Genomic DNA, 18518 nt, shown 5'->3' on the forward strand with positions numbered 1-18518 from the left:
GGCCAGAATCGGCAGCATGGGCAATGAGCACGGGGTGAAGGCCAGCAACAAGCCAAGGCCGAAGAACAGTAACAAGCTCCAGCCCAACGAACGCTGCTGCAAGCTGGCCGCCAGCGACTGGTCCTGGGCCTGGCCTTGAGCGGCGACAGGTTGCGCGCCGCCCAGATCCACCACCTGGCTTTGCGGCGGGTAGCACAGGCCGGCATCGGCGCAGCCTTGCCAGCTCACTTTGACCTGGCCGCTGGCTCCCGCAGGGATCAGCACGTCGACCTGATTGCGATAGACCTGGCTGGCACCAAAAAACTCGTCATCGTGCTCCTCGCCCTGGGGCAGCACGGGGGTGTGCGCAGCGTCCAGACCGTCAAACTTGAAGCGTTTTTGATACAAGTAGTAGTTGTTGGCAATCTGCCAGCTCAGCCGGGTTTCGCCCGATGGCAACGCTTCGCTGCTGAAGGCGAACGCTTTGGCCACCGGCAAAAAGTCGACTTTCTGGGCAAAAGGGTCATTACTGGCTTGCGCCTGGCTGAAGCCCGTCAGCAGTAGAAACAGAAAAATAAACAAACGGTGCATACGCCCAGCCTTGGTCTTTATGAATAGGCAATACCTTGGCGACACATGATTAACCGAGTGTTAATAGGGTCGCGAAACTGACAAGCGCTTTAAACAAAGCAGGTGCACTACATTTATAGGTGGATAATCCGCCCTTAATCCCATGATTTTTTAATCAGCCTATTTACGCGGGTAAGAGCATGCACGTACTGGTTTGCGAAGACGATGAACTGATTGCCAGCGGCATTGTGGCCGGGCTGACGGCGCAGGGGCTGACGGTTGAACATGTCGGTACCGCCAGCAAAGCCAAAGCCATGCTCAAGGCCGCCGAGTTTGACGTGATGGTGCTCGACCTGGGCTTGCCTGACGAAGACGGCCTCAAGCTGTTGCAGCAACTGCGTCAGCAGGGTTTTGAACTGCCCGTGCTGGTGCTGACCGCCCGTGACTCGGTCACCGACCGGGTGGATGGCCTGCAAGCCGGGGCCGATGACTACTTGCTCAAGCCCTTTGACCTGCGCGAACTGGCCGCCCGCCTGCACACCTTGTTGCGTCGAGTGGCCGGGCGCAGCGTCAATTTGATCGAACACGGGCAATTGAGCTATGACCCGAGCAGCCGCATTACCTTGCTGGGCGGTCAGCCGGTCGACCTGTCGCGGCGCGAGCAGGCACTGCTGCAAGCCTTGCTGCATAACCGCGGACGCGTGTTGTCGGCCGAGCAGCTCAAAGACAGCATCTACGGCTTTGGCGACGAACTGGAGAGCAATGCCCTGAACGTTCATATCCATCACCTGCGCTCCAAACTGGGCAAAGGTATCGTCGAAACCGTGCGCGGCCTCGGGTATCGTCTGGGCACCGCCGACGGTGCCGAGCAGCCATGATGAGCATGCGTCTGCGTTTGAGCCTGACCATTGGCTCGGCGTTTGTGTTGATCTGGGCGCTGGCGGCGGCCTGGATGCTCAGTGATTTGCGTCAGCAAATGATGTTCTCCCTTGACCAGCGTCTGGTGGCGTCTGCGCGTATGGTGGCGGGGCTGCTTGAGCAATTGCCGCAGTTGCCGGTGAAAGGCGAGGGTACCCATTTCAGCGCGGAACAACTGACCATCCCTGGCGGTATGGCGTGCCAGGTGAGTTCGTTGCGCGGTGAAGTGCTGGCCCGCAGCCACAACAACCCTGACCAACCGATGCGCTCTGAGTCGGCAGGTTTTCATGACCAGATCATTGATGGCGCCGCCTGGCGCACGTTCACCCTCGACCGGGGTGATGTGCGCATTACCACCGCCGACCGCCAGGTCGAGCGCGAAGCCCTGAACCTTTCCGTGCTGCTCGCCGCCTCGGTGCCAGTGGGCATGGCCTTGATCGTGTGCTTGCTGCTGTTGTGGCTGGGCCTCGGCCAGGGGTTGGCGCCGCTTAACCGTATGCGTGATGCGCTGATGCGCCGCGATGCCGATTCGCTGCAACCGTTGCAGATCAGCCCGTTGCCCAGCGAATTAAAGCCATTGCTGGATTCCCAGAACCAGTTGCTGGCGCGAATATCCAAAGCCATCGAACGTGAGCGGCGCCTGACTGGCGATGCCGCCCATGAACTGCGCAGCCCGCTGACCGCGATCAAAACCCACCTGCAAGTGGCGCGCATGACCGATGGCGCGGCGCGCGAACAGTCCCTGGCCCACGCCGAAGCCGGGGCAGACCGTTTGCACCGGACCCTGGAGCAGCTACTGCTGCTGGCGCGGGTTGAAGGCAGCTTGTCGTTTGATGACGGTGTAGAGTGCTCAGCCGAACAAGTGGCGCGTCTGGCCATCAACGACGCGGCCAGCGGCGCGGCTGACCGTGTGCATTTGCAACTGGCCGATGACCTCCCGGACACCCGTCTGCACGTGCCTTCGGTGCTGGCAATCGCCGCCTTGCGCAATCTGCTCGACAACGCCTTGCGCCATACCCCTGCGGACACGCAAGTGCAATTGAAGGTGCATGCCGAGGGCAACCACGTCGTGTTCGTGGTGCGAGACCACGGCCCCGGCCTCGCGCCTGAGACCTTGCAACACATGACCCAACGTTTCTGGCGCAACGGCAACAGCAACGGTTGCGGCTTGGGCCTGGCGATTGTGCAGGCCATTGTTGAACGGTGTGCGGGCGAACTGAATTTCGACAGCCAGAACGATGGCTTGCGGGTTGAACTGCGCATGCCGCTGCAGACGGCTTGAACCTATCAATCCTTGTAGTCGCTGCCGAAGGCTGCGATGGGGCGCGAAGCGGCCCTGTTCTATGGGTGAAAGTCCTTCGGCCCTTATCGCAGCCTGCGGCAGCGGCTACAGAAACCGGGAAACTTCGGGGCTTGGCTAAATCCTCACCACGCTGATGCGTTTTCAAAACAGGAATGTTTTGGTCAATCTCATCGGCGTATTGAGGGTCCCAGGAATGTCAGTCGCTACCAGCCTTGCTGAAAATCATCCGGTTGAAACGCTGTACGAGTTTGAAGAGTCTCCGTTGCTGGCCCGCCAGAGCCGTCAGGAGTCCAACGCGCGCAGTTACCCGCGGCGCTTGCCGCTGGCCCTCAAGCGTGCCAAGGGTTTGTACGTTGAAGACGTCGAGGGCCGCCGCTTCATCGATTGCCTGGCCGGTGCCGGGACTCTGGCGCTGGGACACAACCACCCGGTCGTGATCGCCGCCATCCAGCAAGTGCTGAGTGATGAACTGCCCCTGCATACCCTCGACCTCACCACCCCGGTTAAAGATCAGTTTGTTCAAGATCTGTTCGGCCTGCTGCCCGGTGCTTTGGCCAGCGAAGCGAAGATCCAGTTCTGCGGCCCGACCGGCACCGATGCCGTCGAAGCGGCGCTGAAACTGGTGCGCACCGCCACCGGACGCAACACCGTGGTGTCATTTACCGGCGGGTATCACGGCATGAGCCAGGGTGCCTTAAGCCTGATGGGCAGCCTGGGGCCGAAAAAGCCGTTGGCCGCCTTGCTCAGCAATGGCGTGCAATTCATGCCGTACCCCTACGATTACCGCTGCCCGTTCGGGCTGGGCGGCAAGCAGGGCGTGCAGGCCAATTTGCACTACCTGCAAAACCTCTTCAGTGACCCCGAAGCCGGTGTGCAGCTACCGGCTGCGGTGATTGTTGAAGTGGTGCAGGGCGAGGGCGGCGTCATTGCGGCAGACCTCGACTGGCTGCGCGGGTTGCGCCGGATTACCGAGCAAGCCGGTGTGGCGCTGATCGTCGATGAAATCCAGAGCGGCTTTGCCCGCACCGGCAAAATGTTCGCCTTTGAGCACGCTGGCATCATCCCGGATGTGGTGGTGTTGTCCAAAGCCATTGGCGGCAGCTTGCCGTTGGCGGTGGTGGTGTATCGCGAGTGGCTCGACACTTGGCTGCCGGGCGCCCATGCCGGAACGTTCCGTGGCAATCAGATGGCCATGGCCGCAGGTTCGGCGGTAATGCGCTATCTCAAGCAACACAACGTCGCTGCGCACGCCACCGCCATGGGCGAGCGCCTCAGCGAACACCTGCACATCCTCCAGCGCGACTTCCCGCAGTTGGGCGATATTCGCGGTCGCGGCCTGATGCTGGGGGTTGAACTGGTTGACCCCAACGGCAGCCCCGACGCCTTGGGTCACCCGCCAGTCTTTGCCCGGCTGGCGCCGCTGGTGCAGCGCGAATGCTTGAAGCGCGGCTTGATTCTGGAGCTGGGCGGGCGCCAGGGCAGCGTGGTGCGCTTCTTGCCGCCGCTGATCATCACCGCCAGTGAAATCGACCAGGTCGCGGCCATCTTTGGCAATGCCATGGCCGCAGCGATCACCCGGCTCTAATTTCTGCCCGCCATCACTCGTTAGATTCATATCTTTTACAGCGACGGAGACCCGCACATGAGTTCAGTATTTGACCGCGATGACATCCTCTTCCAAGTGGTGGTGAACCATGAAGAGCAGTATTCGATCTGGCCGGACTACAAAGCCATCCCCAACGGCTGGCGCGCCGTGGGCAAAAGCGGCCTCAAACCTGAGTGTCTGGCGTATATCGAAGAAGTCTGGACCGACATGCGGCCCTTGAGCCTGCGCCAGAAGATGGATGCAGTGGCCACGCACTAAGCGCAATCACGGTAGGAGCGAGCTTGCCTCGCGATCTTTTGACCTTGAAAAGATCGCGAGCAACCTCGTTACAAGGCTTTTACAATCGCATCAATGTTGCTCTGCAACTGCGCCACCGGATCTGCGCCGTCAGCGCTGATCACCACCAGGTGGCTGCCACCCTCGGTAATCGCTGCCTTCAACTCGGGTGAAGGTTCGCGATGGTCGAGCACTAGCGCCACGTCATTGTCCTTGAGGGTTTGCGTCAGCGCCTTGAGGGCTTGCGGTGTCCACGGGTTTTCACTGTTATGGGCCACGTCAACGCGCTCCAGATTCAGCCCGCTGATCAAGTAATCCAGCCGGTCGGACACACTCACGACGCTTAAATTATCGGCCTTGGCCAAGCGTGACTCGCTCTCGGCGCTGAGTTTGAGCAGGCGCTGTTTCAGCTCGGCCAGGTTGGCTTCGATCTTGGGCTTGGCGGCGGGGGCCAAACGTACCAGGTCAGCCGCAATCACGTCAGCCATACGGCCCATGTTGTTGCTGGACAGCCACGGCTGGCTGTTGAGGCCATCGCTGTGCACGTCAGGTTGCACGGCAATGCCCGGCAAACTGCCGTCCACCGGGCGTGCGGCGTCCACTTCGACGATGCGGATGTTGCTGCGCCGGGCCATCGGGTACAACGGGTCGTCGCTCCACAGCGAGCGCAGGCCGACCACCGCATCGGCGTTTTCTGCGAGCTTTTGCAGGGCCGGGGCGCCGCGACCGCTGAAGTAGGCACTTTGCCGACTGCCGGGCAGGTTGGCCGCCGCAGCGCGTTCAAGGGTCACGCCGCTGTCCTTGAGCAGCAGCTCGCTCAAGCCATAGGTAATCGGCAAGCTGGCGAGAATGCGCACTGGTTGCGGTGACGGGGTGGCGGCCAGCAGCGGGGTGCTGAGCAGGCCGGTGATGGCAATTGCCAGAGTGAGTTTGCGCAGCGTGAACATTTATCCAATATTCCCTTTGAGGCTTGGCACCACGCCACGAGCAATGGCGGCCAGGGCGAAGGCGATACCGGCCACCAGAATGATCGCGGCGCCGGACGGAATCGGTAGGTCGAGGACGATAGGCAGCAAAATCCCGCACAAGGTGCTGACCGTGGCGATCAGCACCGAAATCCAGAAAAAGCCCTTCAACGACTGGCTGAGCAAGCGCGCCGCAGCGGCCGGAATCACCAGCAGTGCGCCCACCAGAATCGCCCCGATCACCTTGACCGCTGCCACGGTGATCAGTGTTACCAGTATCACAAACAGGTAATCCAGGGATTTAACTGCCACCCCGCGCACAGCGGCCAGTTGCGGGTTGAAACTGGCCAGCATGATGCGGTTGTACAGCGGCAGGCTCAGGCCCAGCACCAGCGCGCCGACCACCGCCAGCACCAGCAGATCGTTGCCGTTGACGGTCAACACCGAGCCAAACAGGACGTTTTCAAGGATATGGATGTTGATCTTGCCCGCGAGAATCAGCAGCAGGCTGGCGCCCAACGCCAATGACACCGAGAGGAAGACCCCGATCAGCGTGTCTGGGGCCAGGCCTGTGCGGTTGCGCAGGTAATTGAGCGAAATGCCGAACAGCAGGCAATAGCCGAACAGGCTGCCATAAGGCCCGGTGTAGGGTTCGCCGAGCAGGATGCCGATGGCCACCCCGGTCAGCGCTGCGTGGCCCACGGCTTCGGAAAAGAACGCGAAGCGCTTGACCACCACCAGGGTGCCGAGGCCGCCCAGCACGGGGCCGATGAGTAAACCGGCGAGCAGCGCATTGACCACAAAACCGTAGGCCAGCACCTCAGGCAAATACCCGGCGGTGGCCCAGCCCTGAATCATCAAACGGAAGGCTTCATAGCTCATGGCTGGGCGCTCCCGCAGGCTTTAGGGTGGGTTGAAAACAGGCTTAACAGGCGCTCAGGGCTGAGGGTTTGCGCAGGCGGGCCATCGAACAGCACCTGGCGATTAAGCCCGGTGACGCGATCCGCCAGACGTTTGACGGCCGCCAGATCGTGCTCGATCCACACCACCGTGACGCCTGATTGCTGCCAGTCGTTGAGCAAGCGTTCAAAGACCTGCGCCCCGGCTTCGTCCAGCGCCGACATCGGCTCATCCAGCACCAGCAATTGCGGGGCCGGGATCAGCCCCTGGGCCAGCAGCACCCGTTGCCGTTCACCGCCCGACAAGGCGCCCATGCGGCGCTTGCGTTTGTGTTGCATGCCCACCCGTTCCAGCGCATCGCCAATGGCCGGGGCAACCTTGCGCGACAAGCCCATAAAGGCCGGGCGCCGCTGGCACATGGCGGCCATGAAGTCGTCCACGGTCATGGGCAAGCCACGGTCAAATTCCAGCGCCTGGGGCACATAGCCGATCAACCCCGGCTCGCCGTTCCAGTTCAGGCGCAACTCGCCCTGATGCGGCATTTGCCCGAGCAGGGTTTTGATCAGCGAGCTTTTGCCGCCGCCATTGGGCCCCACCAGCGCATGCACGCTACCCGCCTTAATATTGAAACTGACGCGGTCCAGAATGGGCGTGCTGCCCAGGGTCAGCGACACCTGATCAAACTCCACACCCGGCCCGCGGGCCCGCACTGCAAGAGGTACAGCCGCCGTCATGCCCCGGACTCCTGAATCGCCTTGACCACGGTATTGAGGTTGTTGTTCATCTCTTTTTCGTACTTGTCGGCGGTGTACTCGCCATAGGAGATATGCGACAGCGGGTACAGCTTGACCCCGGACTCGCGCTGGATGGTTTCAACGTACGTCGACGGGAAGTCCATCTCGGAGAAGATCACTTTCACATCCAGGTCGCGCAGTTGGTCGATGGTCTTTTTCAACTGGCTGGGGCTCGGCTCAATACCGTGGGCGGGTTCAACCACGGCGGTCACTTCCAGGCCAAATTCGCGCAACAGGTAGTCATAGGCGGCGTGCACGGTGGCGACCCGCAAATCCGCGTTGGGGGCTTCGGTGAGTTTGGCCAGAGCGTCGGCGCGCATCTGGCGAAGGCGCTTGCCGTAAGCGCGGGCATTGGCGGTGTAAGTTTTGGCGTTAGCCAGGTCCAGCTTGCCCAGTTCCCGGGCGATGTTGTTGACCTGGGCAATCGAGGCGCTGATCGACAAGAAGGTGTGCGGGTTGACCACCTTGCCAGCGCCCCGCGCGGCGGTGCCGGTGGCGGCCAGCAGCGGTACGTTCTGGTTGGCCTCGATGACCGGGATGTCCGGTTTTTCACTGGCCTCGATCATCTTGTCGGCGAAATCATCATGGCCCACGCCATTGAGCACGATCACGTCCAGCGTGCCGATGCGCTTGATGTCGTCAGCGCGGGGTTCATAGGCGTGCGGGTTAAAACCGGCCGGAATCAACGGCACCACTTCAGCCTTGTCGCCGACAATGTTTTTCACGTAGCTGTAATACGGGTGCAGGGTGATGCCAATGCGCAGCGGTTTGGCCAGCGGCGCCGGGGCGGCGGTGTCAGCGTGCGTCAGAGGTGAAAGGCAGAGGGCCAGGAGGCCGGCCAGCAACAAGGTGCGGCGTCGAAATACAGATGAAATGGACATGGCGAGCAGTCTTCTCTCAGGTAAAGCGGTGGGTTCAGTGCCGATGCTGGCGAGTCACCCCGGCATCGAATTGGGCGATCACTTGCTTCCAGCCGTTCTGGAGCAAGGCGCCATCGCTGAAGTCGGTGGGGGCGCTGACGTTACTGTTGCGGTTAAGCCACACATCGGGCTGCTCGTTGATACGCATCAAGAACGAGCCGGCTACCTCAGGGTTGGGGCTCACGCCCAGGTAGGCCTGGTCGCCCAACAATTGCCAGGCATGGTTGCCACGGCTCACCGAGCTGGCGTCGCTGGCAAACGGCGCGAAGCCTTCTTCGGCCAATTGCCCGGGTTGGGGCAGGGCGCCGGTTTCTTCGTGCAGCAGGTTGATCTCGTCCAGGGTGACCCGCAGGTCAGCGTAGATACCTTGCTCGGCGGCATTTAGATCGAGCCGGGCATCCAGTTGGTGGGCCGCCACTGAGGTTGCTTCATGGGACTCGTGACGCCAGGCCACAACCGACCCCGCGACGCACAGAATCAGCAGGCACAACAGCAGTACATAAAGGGTTTCATGCCCGGCACCGGCCGGGCGCACGACGTGAGTATTCATTCGATATCGGCTTGGTCGATTTCAACAATGTGGCCGGGGCCTGCGTCAAACAGCACGTAGAACTCGCCTTCCGGGCGTTTGAAGGTCAGGGTCGAATCGCTGCCCAACTTGCCGGGCACCAATATGGTTTCGTCATAACCGATCACATCCAGCGTCACCCCCGGTGCGCCACTGCCATCAGAAAACCCGCCGGTGCAGCGGATCTGGTCGTCGCCCAGGCTTTTGCACTCACACATCGGGTTGTGTGCCAGGGCCTGGCCGCTAAACCCCAGCAAGGCCAGAAAACCCGCGACCATGACACGGCGCGCGGGGTGTTTGAACAGGTGCGAACTCATCGTTTACCTCCTTGTTGAGCTAGCCAGGCCAGGGTTGCCGGTGAGGCCTCGCTCAGGGGGATGGATGCCTGATGCATTGAGCCGTCCCAGCCCTCAAGGGTGATCCACAACTCAGCATCGTCTTTGGTACGTTCCGGGATCGGCAAGGTGGCGCCCATACGGTACGGCGTGCCGAAAAAAATCACCCCGGCAGCGCGCAAGCTGCGCGGCTTGCCGATGCGTAAATAACCGGCCTTGACCTGATCGATACAGGTGTCGCACAGGGCAGCAGTGAAGCTTTTCATATAGCCAGCGGGGCCGTCAGGGCGTGGGCCCTCATTGCGCATTTCTGCCAGCCGCAGGCTCCAGGGGCCAACCTGCACCGTGCCGATTTCGCGCTCGCCCAGGCCGCTGTCACCCCGAAACAGTGACGCCTCATGAAAATACTTGGGCATAAAGCCCAGCGGGATCAGCAACAACAAAATGTTGATGTGAAACCGCCATTTGAGCCACCAGCGTCCCAGTGCAGAAGAGGGCGCTACCGCTGCTGCCTTACTCATACATTGGCCTCCTCGGGCTGTGCGCTGCGCGCTGTGACGGTTTGCCTGCCGGTCGGAACACGTGCGGGTTTATGGCTGCGTTTAAGCGCGTTGGCGGTGGCCAGTGCCGTGCGTTTGGTCCAGATCAGCAGGCCGCTCAACACCATCATGCTCAGTACCAGACCGAAGAAGAACCAGATCAGCTTGACCCACAACCCGCCGAAATCACCGGTGTGTAGCGGGCGCATGGACTCAGTCACCAGTTCCAGCCCGGAACGGTCGGCGATCATCCGCGAACCTTCGATGACGCCGTTGTACGGGTTGATGTCGGCGGTCTGAAACAGCAGCGGGTACCAGCCCGGGCCGCCCACTTCTATATGGCCGTAGGCATTGCTTGGCAGGCTGACAAAGCTGGCTTCAAGGCCGGGAATGCTCTCGGCGGCAATCTTCACGGCCTGATCGAGATTGATCATCGGCGCCGGTTGGCCGTCCGGCATGATCGGCACATCCTGACGCGCCACCACCGGCGGGTTGCCCGCGGTAGAAATCGAAATCTGGTTATCGAACATAAAGGCTTCAATCAGAAACCACAGGCCGGTGATGGAGATCACCGCAATAAACCAGATCGACCAGATCCCGCACAGCCGATGGAAGTCGCCCCAAAAGATCCGCGCGCCGTGTTTTAACCGCAGCGTGGGTTTGAGGAAGCCTTTCCAGAATTTTTTGTACACCACCAGCCCGGTAATCAACGACGCCAGCAGCGGCAGGCCGAGGAAAGACACCAAGTACCAGCCCCAGCTATAACCGTTGGTGAACGGCACCAGCCACCAGCCGTGCAGGGCGCGGGTGAACTGGCGGAAGTCAAAGCTCGAACTCTCGCCCTGAATGGCCCCGGTATAAGGGTTGATGTACAGCGCCGGCGAGCGCCCGTCCGGGTACACCACCCTGGCGACCAGTGCAAAGTGCGACTCATCCGGGCGGCTGATCGACTGCACCGCCAGCGCCGGTTCGGCTTGATGAATGGTGTTCAGCACCTGCTCATAAGTGAGCAACGGAGCATCGCTTGAAGGCTGTGTGGCACGGGCTTCAGGGGTCGCCAGCCAGACAATCTCCTGGCTGACCACTGCCAATGTGCCGGTGACACACACAATCAATACAAAGAACCAGATCGGCAGCGTTAACCAGCTGTGGACCAGGAACCAGACCTTGGAGCGGGATTTTTTGGACATGGGGAACGGCAGACTCACGGCTGAGCATGTTTAATCGCAACTGAGAATGCGATTGCTATCCATGTAGGACGTATGAGATGTCGAAAACCCGAAGGTAGAGTTGTAAAAAAGTGTTTCATGCTAGGCAAGCACGAATCTGTAGGAGCGCCCCTCGCGATCTTTTGATCCTTAAAAGATCGCGAGCGCCCACACGATTGAGTTACTCAAGCGAACGCCCCAGTTTCCAGTAGCCCATCAACGTCAGCCCTTTACGATCAAGCCCGCATTCATTGATGAAAAACCGCCGAATATCCATGACCGCTGCGGACTCTCCGGCCACCCAGGCATAGAACTCGCTGCGCTTGGCGCTGGCCAGTTCCCACAGGCGCTGGCTATTGAGGTCCAGCTCTTGCAATGCTGCGCTGTCGTTGAGGTTGGCCCGGGTGGGCGGCAAGCTCGCCAGTTCGCGGGCCGCGAGGATCATGCCTTCACCATGCTGCTTGTGCAGCGTGAGGCGGGGCAGCCAGTGCACTTTGGTGTGCACGCCGCAGAGCAGCGGCATGCAATCGGCCTCTTCGGGCACTTCGATAAACGCCTGGACCTGCGGGGCGTCGGGATGGCTGGCCAGTTGTTCGAGGATCCCGGCGATGGCGGGCAGGGCGGTTTCGTCGCCGATCAACAGGATTTTGCGCACGCCCTGCGGCGGCATCCATTCATAGCCGCCCGGGTCGGCGTGGTAGGCAGCGTTGGGCGCGACTATTTGTAAGGGGTCGCCTGGCCTTGCATGGACCGCCCAGCGCGAAGCGGGGCCGGCTTCGCCATGCAGCACAAAGTCGATGTCCAGTTCGTTCATGTCGGGGCGTAGAGCGCGAATGGTGTAAGTGCGCATCGGCGGCGCGTGCTCGGGCTTCAGGGTGCGGCGGGCGGCTTGCCAGTCGCCAACCTTGGGCAAGTCGGGCGCGCTGCCATTGGCGCTGGGGAAGAACAGCTTGACCCGCTGATCGGGGGCCAGCGTGTGCATCAGCGCCACATCCTCGCCCGTAAACACAAAACGCGTGAGTGAAGGGCTCAAGGCAATGCGCTGTTTGAGGTGAATGTCGAACAGTTGATAGCCGGTCGGTTTACTGAGCCGTTTGCGCAGGGTTTGCACCAAAGCTGCGGGAGACATGGAGAGCACCCATCAATGAGCTGGAGACCCATATAGAACGAGCTGCCTGGGAATAAATTTAAGCCCGGGTGGCTTATGGTGTGGGAGCGGGCTTGCCCGGCTCACACAGGGCATGTGTCAAGCTCGCGGGCCTTTTAATTTTCCCCCCGCTTCATCCGTTCCGTAGGGATAGCCGAGCCAAAGCTCGATTGCCAACGTGTACGGAAGAAGTCAGATGAATGCTGAGAAGTCCCTCAAACTTGCCCGCCGGTTCATCGAATTGCCGCTTGAAAAACGCCGGTTATTCCTCGACGGTCTGCGTGCGGAAGGGATCGACTTTTCGCAGTTTCCGATTCCTGCCGATGTGCCTCAGGCGGATCGCCAGGCATTGTCCTACGCACAGCGGCGCATGTGGTTCTTGTGGCAACTGGACCCGCACAGCGGCGCCTACAACTTGCCCGGTGCCGTGCGCCTGACCGGCGCGCTGAACCTCAGTGCGCTGGAGCAGGCCTTCGCTGGCGTGGTGCAGCGTCACCAGACCCTGCGCACGGTGTTCCGGCAGAACCCTGACGACAGCCTGGAGCAAGTCGAGCGCCTGGCGCCGATCACTGTCGAGCATGTGGATTTCACCCTGTTGCCGGCCATTGAGCGCGAACAGGCGGTGGCCGCTGAGGCGCAGCAGCAGTCGCTGCACCCTTTCGATCTGGCCAATGGCCCGCTGCTGCGGATCAAGCTGCTCAAGCTTGGCGCTGACGAGCATGTGTTGCTGCTGACCTTGCATCACATCGTCTCCGATGGCTGGTCGATGAACGTGCTGATCGACGAATTTATCCGCAGTTACGACGCCTTTGAGCGCAACGAGGCGCCGTCGTTGCCTGAGCTGGCCATCCAGTACAGCGACTACGCCCTGTGGCAGCGCCGCTGGCTGGAGGCGGGTGAGCAAGCGCGGCAACTGGCGTACTGGCAGGCCAAACTGGGTGATGAACACCCGGTCATCACCTTGCCCAACGACTACCCGCGCCCGGCCGTGCCCAGCTATCGCGGCACGCGCCATGAGTTCGCCGTAGCCCCGGAGCTGGTTGAGCAGTTGAGGGCCTTGGCGCAGCAGCACACGGTCACGCTGTTTATGCTGCTGTTGGGCGCGTTCAACATCCTGTTGCAGCGCTACAGCGGGCAAAACGATCTGCGCGTGGGTGTGCCGATTGCCAACCGTAACCGCCGTGAAGTCGAAGGGTTGATCGGCTTCTTTGTGAACACCCAGGTACTGCGCACCCAACTGACGGCGGACACCACCGTGGCCGAGTTGCTGGCCGCGGTCAAAGAAACCGCACTCGGTGCTCAAGCCCATCAGGAACTGCCGTTCGAGCAGTTGGTAGAAGCCCTCAAACTTGAGCGCAACCTGAGCCACAACCCGCTGTTTCAAGTGATGTACAACCATCAGCCGCAAGTGGCCGACATTGAAGCGATCAAAACGGCTTCGGGGCTGACGCTGGGCCTGATCGAGTGGGAAGGGCGCACCACGCAGTTTGACTTGAGCCTGGACACCTACGAGAAATCCGGCCGCCTGCACGCAGCGCTCACCTATGCCAATGACCTGTTTGACGGCGCCACCATCAGCCGTATGGCACGGCACTGGTGCAACCTGCTGCGAGCGCTGGTGGACCACCCCGAACGGCGGATCGGTGAATTACCGATGCTCGACGCCAGTGAAATACAGACCCGTGTGCACGACTGGAACCGCACCCACGCTGAATACCCGACCCAAACTGGCCTGCAGGTGTTGATTGAAGCCCAGGTTGAGCGCACCCCCGACGCCACGGCGTTGGTGTTTGGCGCGCAGTCCCTGAGCTATGCGCAGCTCAATGCCCGCGCCAACCAATTGGCCCATGAGTTGCGTGAACGGGGTGTCGGCCCGGATGTGCTGGTGGGGATTGCCGTAGAGCGTTCAGTAGAAATGGTGATCGGCCTGCTGGCGATTCTCAAGGCGGGCGGCGCCTATGTGCCGCTCGACCCGGAGTACCCGGCCGAACGTTTGAGCTACATGATCGACGACAGCGGGATTCAGTTGCTGCTCACGCAAAAGCACTTGCAGGCGGCATTGCCACAACACATCCCGGTCATGTGCCTTTATCTCACTGTAGGAGCGAGCTTGTCTCGCGATCTTTTGAGCGGCCAACAGATCGCGAGGCAAGCTCGCTCCTACAGTGTTGAGAATCCGGTTGATCTGACTCAGCCGCAAAACCTCGCCTATGTGATCTACACCTCCGGCTCCACCGGCAAGCCCAAAGGCGCGGGTAACACCCATGCTGCGCTGGTCAACCGCCTGAGCTGGATGCAGCAGGCGTATCGGCTGACGGCCGACGATGCCGTGCTGCAAAAGACTCCGTTCAGTTTTGATGTGTCGGTGTGGGAGTTTTTCTGGCCGCTGCTCACCGGTGCACGCTTGGTGGTGGCGCAACCGGGGGAGCACCGCGAGCCGCTGCGCCTGATCGAAACCATTCGCCAGCAGCAGATCAGCACCCTGCATTTTGTGCCGTCAATGTTGCAGGCGTTTATTCATGAAGTGGGCGTTGAGCAGTGCACCAGCCTGCGGCGTATTGTCTGCAGCGGAGAAGCACTGCCGGTTGATGCCCAGCAGCAGGTGTTCAGCAAACTGCCCGATGCCGAGCTGTACAACCTGTATGGCCCGACCGAAGCGGCCATCGACGTGACGCATTGGACCTGCATCGATGAGGGCGCGGCCAGCGTGCCGATTGGCTTGCCCATCGCCAACCTGCGCACGCTGGTGCTGGATGCCAACCTTTCGCCCGTAGCCGTGGGCGTGGCCGGGGAATTGTATTTGGGCGGGGCCGGGCTGGCGCGCAGCTACCACCGGCGCCCGGCGCTGACGGCAGAGCGTTTTGTGCCGTGTCCGTTTAATCAGGGCGAGCGCCTGTACCGCACCGGCGATTGGGTGCGCCAGCGGGTTGACGGGGTCATTGAATACCTGGGCCGCCTTGATCATCAGGTCAAACTGCGCGGGTTGCGCATTGAGTTGGGGGAAATCGAGGCGCGTCTGGCCGAGCAGCCGTCCGTGCGCGAAGCCGTGGTGCAGGTGCTCGACGGCAAGCAACTGGTGGCCTACGTGGTGCTGCACGCGCAGGCGCCTGCCGACGCTTGGCAAACGGAATTGCCCAGCCAACTGCAACTCGGCTTGCCGGACTACATGGTGCCCAGCCACTGGGTCAGCCTTGAGCGCCTGCCGCTGTCGCCCAACGGCAAGCTCGATCGTAAAGCCTTGCCGCGCCCGGACATCAGCACCGTGCAGCAAGGCTACATCGCACCGGCCTCTGAGCTGGAACAGCGCCTGGCCGAGATCTGGCAACAGGTACTGGGCGTGGCGCAGATCGGTGTCGACGACAACTTTTTTGCCCTGGGCGGCGACTCGATCATCTCGATTCAAGTGGTCAGCCGTGCCCGTCAGGCCGGGATCGCCTTTAGCCCTCGCGACCTGTTCCAGCATCAAACCATCCGCAGCCTGGCCCGGATTGCCGCGCTGAGCACCGAGAACCTTGTTGATCAAGGGCTGGCCACGGGCGCGGTGGCGCTGGCGCCGGTGCAGCAGTGGTTTTTCAGCCTGGACATGCCCCAGCGCCAGCACTGGAACCAGTCATTGCTGCTGCACCCGCGTCAGCCGGTGGATGCCGGGTTACTGGAGCAGGCGCTGAATACGCTGGTGAGCCATCACGATGCACTGCGTTTGCGCTTTGTTCAGCACCACGGCCAGTGGCAGCAAGCCTATGCCGAGCTGCCGAACGAGCCGCTGCTGTGGCAGCGCCAGGCGGCGTCAGCTGACGAACTCAAGACCCTGTGTGAACAGACCCAATGCAGCCTGGACTTGCACAACGGCCCGTTGCTGCGGGCGTTGCTGGTGGACATGGCCGATCACAGTCAGCGCCTGTTGCTGGTGATTCATCACCTGGTGGTGGACGGTGTGTCGTGGCGGGTGTTGCTCGAAGACTTGCAGCAGTTCTACACAAAACCGGTGCAGGCTGCGCCGGCCAAAACCAGCGCCTATCAGGCCTGGACCGCCCGCTTGGCCGATGAGGCACAGGCGCGGGTCGGGGAACTGGCGCTGTGGCAGCGCCAACTGGCCGGTGCGTCCAGCGAGTTGCCGTGGGATCGGCCTGATGCCGGTTTGCAAAACCGCCATGCCCGCACCTTGTCCCTGACCCTCGACGCCGAATTGACCCGCCAGTTGCTGCAAGTCGCTCCCGCCACCTATCGCACGCAGGTCAATGACCTGCTGCTGAGCGCGTTGGCGCGGGTTATTTGCCGCTGGAGCGGCCAGCCCAGCAGCTTGATCCAACTGGAAGGCCATGGTCGCGAAGACCTGTTTGCCGATCTCGACCTGTCGCGCACTGTGGGCTGGTTTACCAGCCTGTTCCCGGTGCAACTGACCCCAAGTGCGGATCTGGGTGACTCGATCAAGTCGATCAAGGAGCAACTGCGCAGCGTGCCGGACAAAGGCGTGGGCTATGGCCTGCTGCGCTATCTGGCAGGCGAGGACGTGGCTGAACAACTGGCCAGCCTGGCGACGCCGCGCATTACCTTCAACTACTTGGGCCAGTTTGATCGCCAGTTCGATGACACCGCGATGTTTGCCCCGGCCACCGAAAGCGCCGGGCTGGCGCAGGACGAAAATGCACCGCTGGCCAACTGGCTGAGCATCGAAGGGCAGGTGTATGGCGGCGAACTCAACCTGCAATGGACCTACAGCCACGAGATGTTTGATGACGCCACCGTGCAGGCATTGGTGGACGATTATCGGGGCGAATTGACGGCGCTGATTGCCCACTGCGTAAACAGCGAGCAAGGCGGCATGACCCCGTCGGACTTCCCGCTGGCGCAACTGACCCAAGCGCAATTGGACGCCCTTAAGGTTGCGGCCAGTGCCATCGAAGACATCTACCCGCTGTCGCCGATGCAGCAGGGCTTGCTGGTGCACACCTTGCTTGAGCCCGGCTCGGGCATTTACTACATGCAAGACCGTTACATCATCGACAGCGAAATCGACCTGCCACGCTTTACCGCAGCCTGGCACGCGGTGGTGCAGCGTCATGACGCGTTACGCGCATCGTTCAGCCTTGACGATGACGGCCAGATGCTGCAAATCATCCACCGCGATGCCGCGCCCAATATACAGGTGCACGACTGGACGGATCGCCCCGAGGGCGAACACGAAGCGGCGTTGCAAACGTTGCTGGCCGAAGACCGGGCCCAAGGTTTTGACCTACTCAACTCGCCGCCTTTCAGCCTGCGCCTGATCCGTCGCAGCGCCGGGCATTACTGGTTCATCCTCAGCAACCACCACATCCTGATTGATGCCTGGTGCCGCTCGCTGTTGCTGCAAGACTTCTTTGCCCTGTACAGCGGCCAGCGCAGCCTGCCACCCGCGGCGCGGTATCGCGACTTTATTGAATGGCTGCAAGCCCAGGGCGAGCGCGAGGCTCTGCAGGCCTGGAGCGCTGAACTGGCCGGGTTTGAACAGCCGACGCCATTGCCCTTTGACCGTGCCGTGCGCCGTCAGGGCGGGTTCTCGCAGATCGGTGATTGCTATGCCGACTTGGAGGTCAGCCAGGGCCGCGCCTTGCGCGAACTGGCCCAGCGTTACCACGTGACCGTCAACACCCTGACCCAAGCTGCCTGGGCGCTGGTGTTGCAGCGCTACAGCGGGCTCGACGAAGTGCTGTTTGGCGTCACCGTGGCCGGGCGCCCGGTCAATCGCCCGGAAATGCAAGACACCGTCGGCCTGTTCATCAACAGCATTCCGCTGCGCATGCGTTTGCCGCAGGCAGGGCAGCGGGTCAGCGTGCGCGAGTGGCTGCAAGGGGTGTTTGCGCACAACCTGGCGCTGCGTGAACACGAACATTTGCCGCTGTTGAGCATCCAGGCGTGCAGTGCGCTGGACAAAGGCCAGCCGATTTTCGACAGCCTGTTTGTCTATGAAAACGCCCCGGTGGAAAGCGCGGTGGTCAGCGGCGCCGAGCAGATCAGCGCCAAGTCCGACAGCGCGCGCACTCACACCAACTACCCGATGACCGTGGTGGTGTACCCCGGCGATGCGCTGGGCTTGCACCTGTCCTACGACAAACGCTTTTTTGATGAGGCCACGGTCGAGCGCTTGCTGGCGGACTTCAAGCGCTTGTTGCTGGCGATTGGCGAACACGCCGAAGGCAACGTTGCCGACCTGCCGTTGGTGGAGGCTGGCGAGCGTGAGCAGTTGTTACAGGCGGGCAACCAGACCACCCGTGATTACCCGTTGGCGCAGGGTTATGTACGGCTGTTTGAAGCGCAGCTGGCGGCGCACCCGGAGCAGGTTGTTGCCACGTGCCTTGACCAGCGCTGGACCTACCAGGCGCTGGATCAGCGGGCGAACCGACTGGGCCATGCGTTGCTGGCGGCGGGCGTCACTGTTGACCAGCCTGTGGCCTTGCTGGCCGAGCGCAGCCTCGAACTGCTGGGCATGATGCTGGGCACCTTCAAGGCC

At 61.6% G+C, this 18518-nt stretch carries 15 protein-coding genes; 5 read left to right on the forward strand and 10 right to left on the reverse strand.

Annotated features, from left to right (window positions below; all coding sequences use genetic code 11):
• On the reverse strand, nucleotides 1–570 hold a 570-nt coding region (locus GHO41_RS24035; RefSeq protein ID WP_256678842.1), incomplete at its 3' end, for a protein-disulfide reductase DsbD domain-containing protein.
• A gap of 179 nt (nucleotides 571–749) precedes the next feature.
• On the opposite strand from GHO41_RS24035, the gene GHO41_RS24040 reads away from it, so the two are divergent.
• The 4 genes from GHO41_RS24040 to GHO41_RS24055 all read left to right on the forward strand — a co-directional run bounded on the left by GHO41_RS24040 (nucleotide 750) and on the right by GHO41_RS24055 (nucleotide 4634).
• On the forward strand, nucleotides 750–1427 hold the full coding sequence (locus tag GHO41_RS24040) for a response regulator (RefSeq protein ID WP_153434826.1): 678 nt from the start codon (nucleotides 750–752) through the stop codon (nucleotides 1425–1427).
• Nucleotides 1424–2749, forward strand: a complete 1326-nt coding sequence (locus tag GHO41_RS24045; RefSeq protein ID WP_178126565.1) for an ATP-binding protein — start codon at nucleotides 1424–1426, stop codon at nucleotides 2747–2749. Before GHO41_RS24040 ends, GHO41_RS24045 begins: the two co-directional genes overlap by 4 nt.
• A 214-nt stretch (nucleotides 2750–2963) precedes the next feature.
• Nucleotides 2964–4355 (forward strand): aspartate aminotransferase family protein, encoded by a 1392-nt coding sequence (locus GHO41_RS24050; protein WP_153434827.1) that lies wholly within the window; start codon nucleotides 2964–2966, stop codon nucleotides 4353–4355.
• 57 nt (nucleotides 4356–4412) lie between these two features.
• The gene (locus tag GHO41_RS24055) at nucleotides 4413–4634 is read left to right on the forward strand and encodes an MbtH family protein (protein ID WP_048389352.1); all 222 of its coding nucleotides are present in this window, start codon (nucleotides 4413–4415) and stop codon (nucleotides 4632–4634) included.
• 68 nt (nucleotides 4635–4702) lie between these two features.
• Here the strand turns inward: GHO41_RS24055 and GHO41_RS24060 are convergent, their stop codons facing one another.
• The 9 genes from GHO41_RS24060 to GHO41_RS24100 form a co-directional block, all read right to left on the reverse strand.
• The gene (locus GHO41_RS24060; RefSeq protein WP_153434828.1) at nucleotides 4703–5599 is read right to left on the reverse strand and encodes a metal ABC transporter solute-binding protein, Zn/Mn family; all 897 of its coding nucleotides are present in this window, start codon (nucleotides 5597–5599) and stop codon (nucleotides 4703–4705) included.
• Complete coding sequence (locus tag GHO41_RS24065; RefSeq protein ID WP_048368854.1) at nucleotides 5600–6499, reverse strand: metal ABC transporter permease; 900 nt, start codon at nucleotides 6497–6499, stop codon at nucleotides 5600–5602.
• Nucleotides 6496–7251 (reverse strand): metal ABC transporter ATP-binding protein, encoded by a 756-nt coding sequence (locus GHO41_RS24070; protein WP_048368855.1) that lies wholly within the window; start codon nucleotides 7249–7251, stop codon nucleotides 6496–6498. Before GHO41_RS24070 ends, GHO41_RS24065 begins: the two co-directional genes overlap by 4 nt.
• Nucleotides 7248–8192, reverse strand: a complete 945-nt coding sequence (locus GHO41_RS24075) for a metal ABC transporter solute-binding protein, Zn/Mn family (protein ID WP_153434829.1) — start codon at nucleotides 8190–8192, stop codon at nucleotides 7248–7250. The genes GHO41_RS24070 and GHO41_RS24075 overlap by 4 nt, the downstream gene beginning before the upstream one ends.
• 34 nt (nucleotides 8193–8226) lie before the next feature.
• Complete coding sequence (locus tag GHO41_RS24080; RefSeq protein ID WP_153326679.1) at nucleotides 8227–8781, reverse strand: DUF6162 family protein; 555 nt, start codon at nucleotides 8779–8781, stop codon at nucleotides 8227–8229.
• The gene (locus tag GHO41_RS24085; protein ID WP_178126566.1) at nucleotides 8778–9077 is read right to left on the reverse strand and encodes a hypothetical protein; all 300 of its coding nucleotides are present in this window, start codon (nucleotides 9075–9077) and stop codon (nucleotides 8778–8780) included. Before GHO41_RS24085 ends, GHO41_RS24080 begins: the two co-directional genes overlap by 4 nt.
• 35 nt (nucleotides 9078–9112) lie before the next feature.
• Entirely contained in the window at nucleotides 9113–9655 is a 543-nt protein-coding gene (locus tag GHO41_RS24090) for a thiamine pyrophosphate-binding protein (RefSeq protein WP_153434830.1), read from the reverse strand.
• Nucleotides 9652–10863 carry a PepSY domain-containing protein gene (locus GHO41_RS24095; RefSeq protein ID WP_153434831.1) on the reverse strand — a complete coding sequence of 404 codons (1212 nt, stop codon included), beginning with the start codon at nucleotides 10861–10863 and terminating at the stop codon, nucleotides 9652–9654. The genes GHO41_RS24090 and GHO41_RS24095 overlap by 4 nt, the downstream gene beginning before the upstream one ends.
• 199 nt (nucleotides 10864–11062) lie before the next feature.
• On the reverse strand, nucleotides 11063–12010 hold the full coding sequence (locus GHO41_RS24100; RefSeq protein ID WP_048368861.1) for a siderophore-interacting protein: 948 nt from the start codon (nucleotides 12008–12010) through the stop codon (nucleotides 11063–11065).
• Between the two features lie 214 nt (nucleotides 12011–12224).
• Between GHO41_RS24100 and GHO41_RS24105 the strand changes: the two genes are divergently transcribed.
• Nucleotides 12225–18518: non-ribosomal peptide synthetase (locus GHO41_RS24105; RefSeq protein WP_153434832.1), on the forward strand; the 6294-nt coding region annotated here is incomplete at its 3' end.

The sequence above is a fragment of the Pseudomonas sp. FSL R10-0399 genome, assembly GCF_009600165.1.
GTDB classification, from domain to species: domain Bacteria; phylum Pseudomonadota; class Gammaproteobacteria; order Pseudomonadales; family Pseudomonadaceae; genus Aquipseudomonas; species Aquipseudomonas helleri.

Coding starts and splice junctions, on each gene's coding strand:
- GHO41_RS24095 (WP_153434831.1), bottom strand. CDS start 10,863: ATGTCCAAAAAATCCCGCTCCAAGGTCTGGTTCCTGGTCCACAGCTGG.
- GHO41_RS24070 (WP_048368855.1), bottom strand. CDS start 7,251: ATGACGGCGGCTGTACCTCTTGCAGTGCGGGCCCGCGGGCCGGGTGTG.
- GHO41_RS24075 (WP_153434829.1), bottom strand. CDS start 8,192: ATGTCCATTTCATCTGTATTTCGACGCCGCACCTTGTTGCTGGCCGGC.
- GHO41_RS24090 (WP_153434830.1), bottom strand. CDS start 9,655: ATGAGTAAGGCAGCAGCGGTAGCGCCCTCTTCTGCACTGGGACGCTGG.
- GHO41_RS24065 (WP_048368854.1), bottom strand. CDS start 6,499: ATGAGCTATGAAGCCTTCCGTTTGATGATTCAGGGCTGGGCCACCGCC.
- GHO41_RS24100 (WP_048368861.1), bottom strand. CDS start 12,010: ATGTCTCCCGCAGCTTTGGTGCAAACCCTGCGCAAACGGCTCAGTAAA.
- GHO41_RS24040 (WP_153434826.1), top strand. CDS start 750: ATGCACGTACTGGTTTGCGAAGACGATGAACTGATTGCCAGCGGCATT.
- GHO41_RS24045 (WP_178126565.1), top strand. CDS start 1,424: ATGATGAGCATGCGTCTGCGTTTGAGCCTGACCATTGGCTCGGCGTTT.
- GHO41_RS24060 (WP_153434828.1), bottom strand. CDS start 5,599: ATGTTCACGCTGCGCAAACTCACTCTGGCAATTGCCATCACCGGCCTG.
- GHO41_RS24055 (WP_048389352.1), top strand. CDS start 4,413: ATGAGTTCAGTATTTGACCGCGATGACATCCTCTTCCAAGTGGTGGTG.
- GHO41_RS24085 (WP_178126566.1), bottom strand. CDS start 9,077: ATGGTCGCGGGTTTTCTGGCCTTGCTGGGGTTTAGCGGCCAGGCCCTG.
- GHO41_RS24080 (WP_153326679.1), bottom strand. CDS start 8,781: ATGAATACTCACGTCGTGCGCCCGGCCGGTGCCGGGCATGAAACCCTT.
- GHO41_RS24050 (WP_153434827.1), top strand. CDS start 2,964: ATGTCAGTCGCTACCAGCCTTGCTGAAAATCATCCGGTTGAAACGCTG.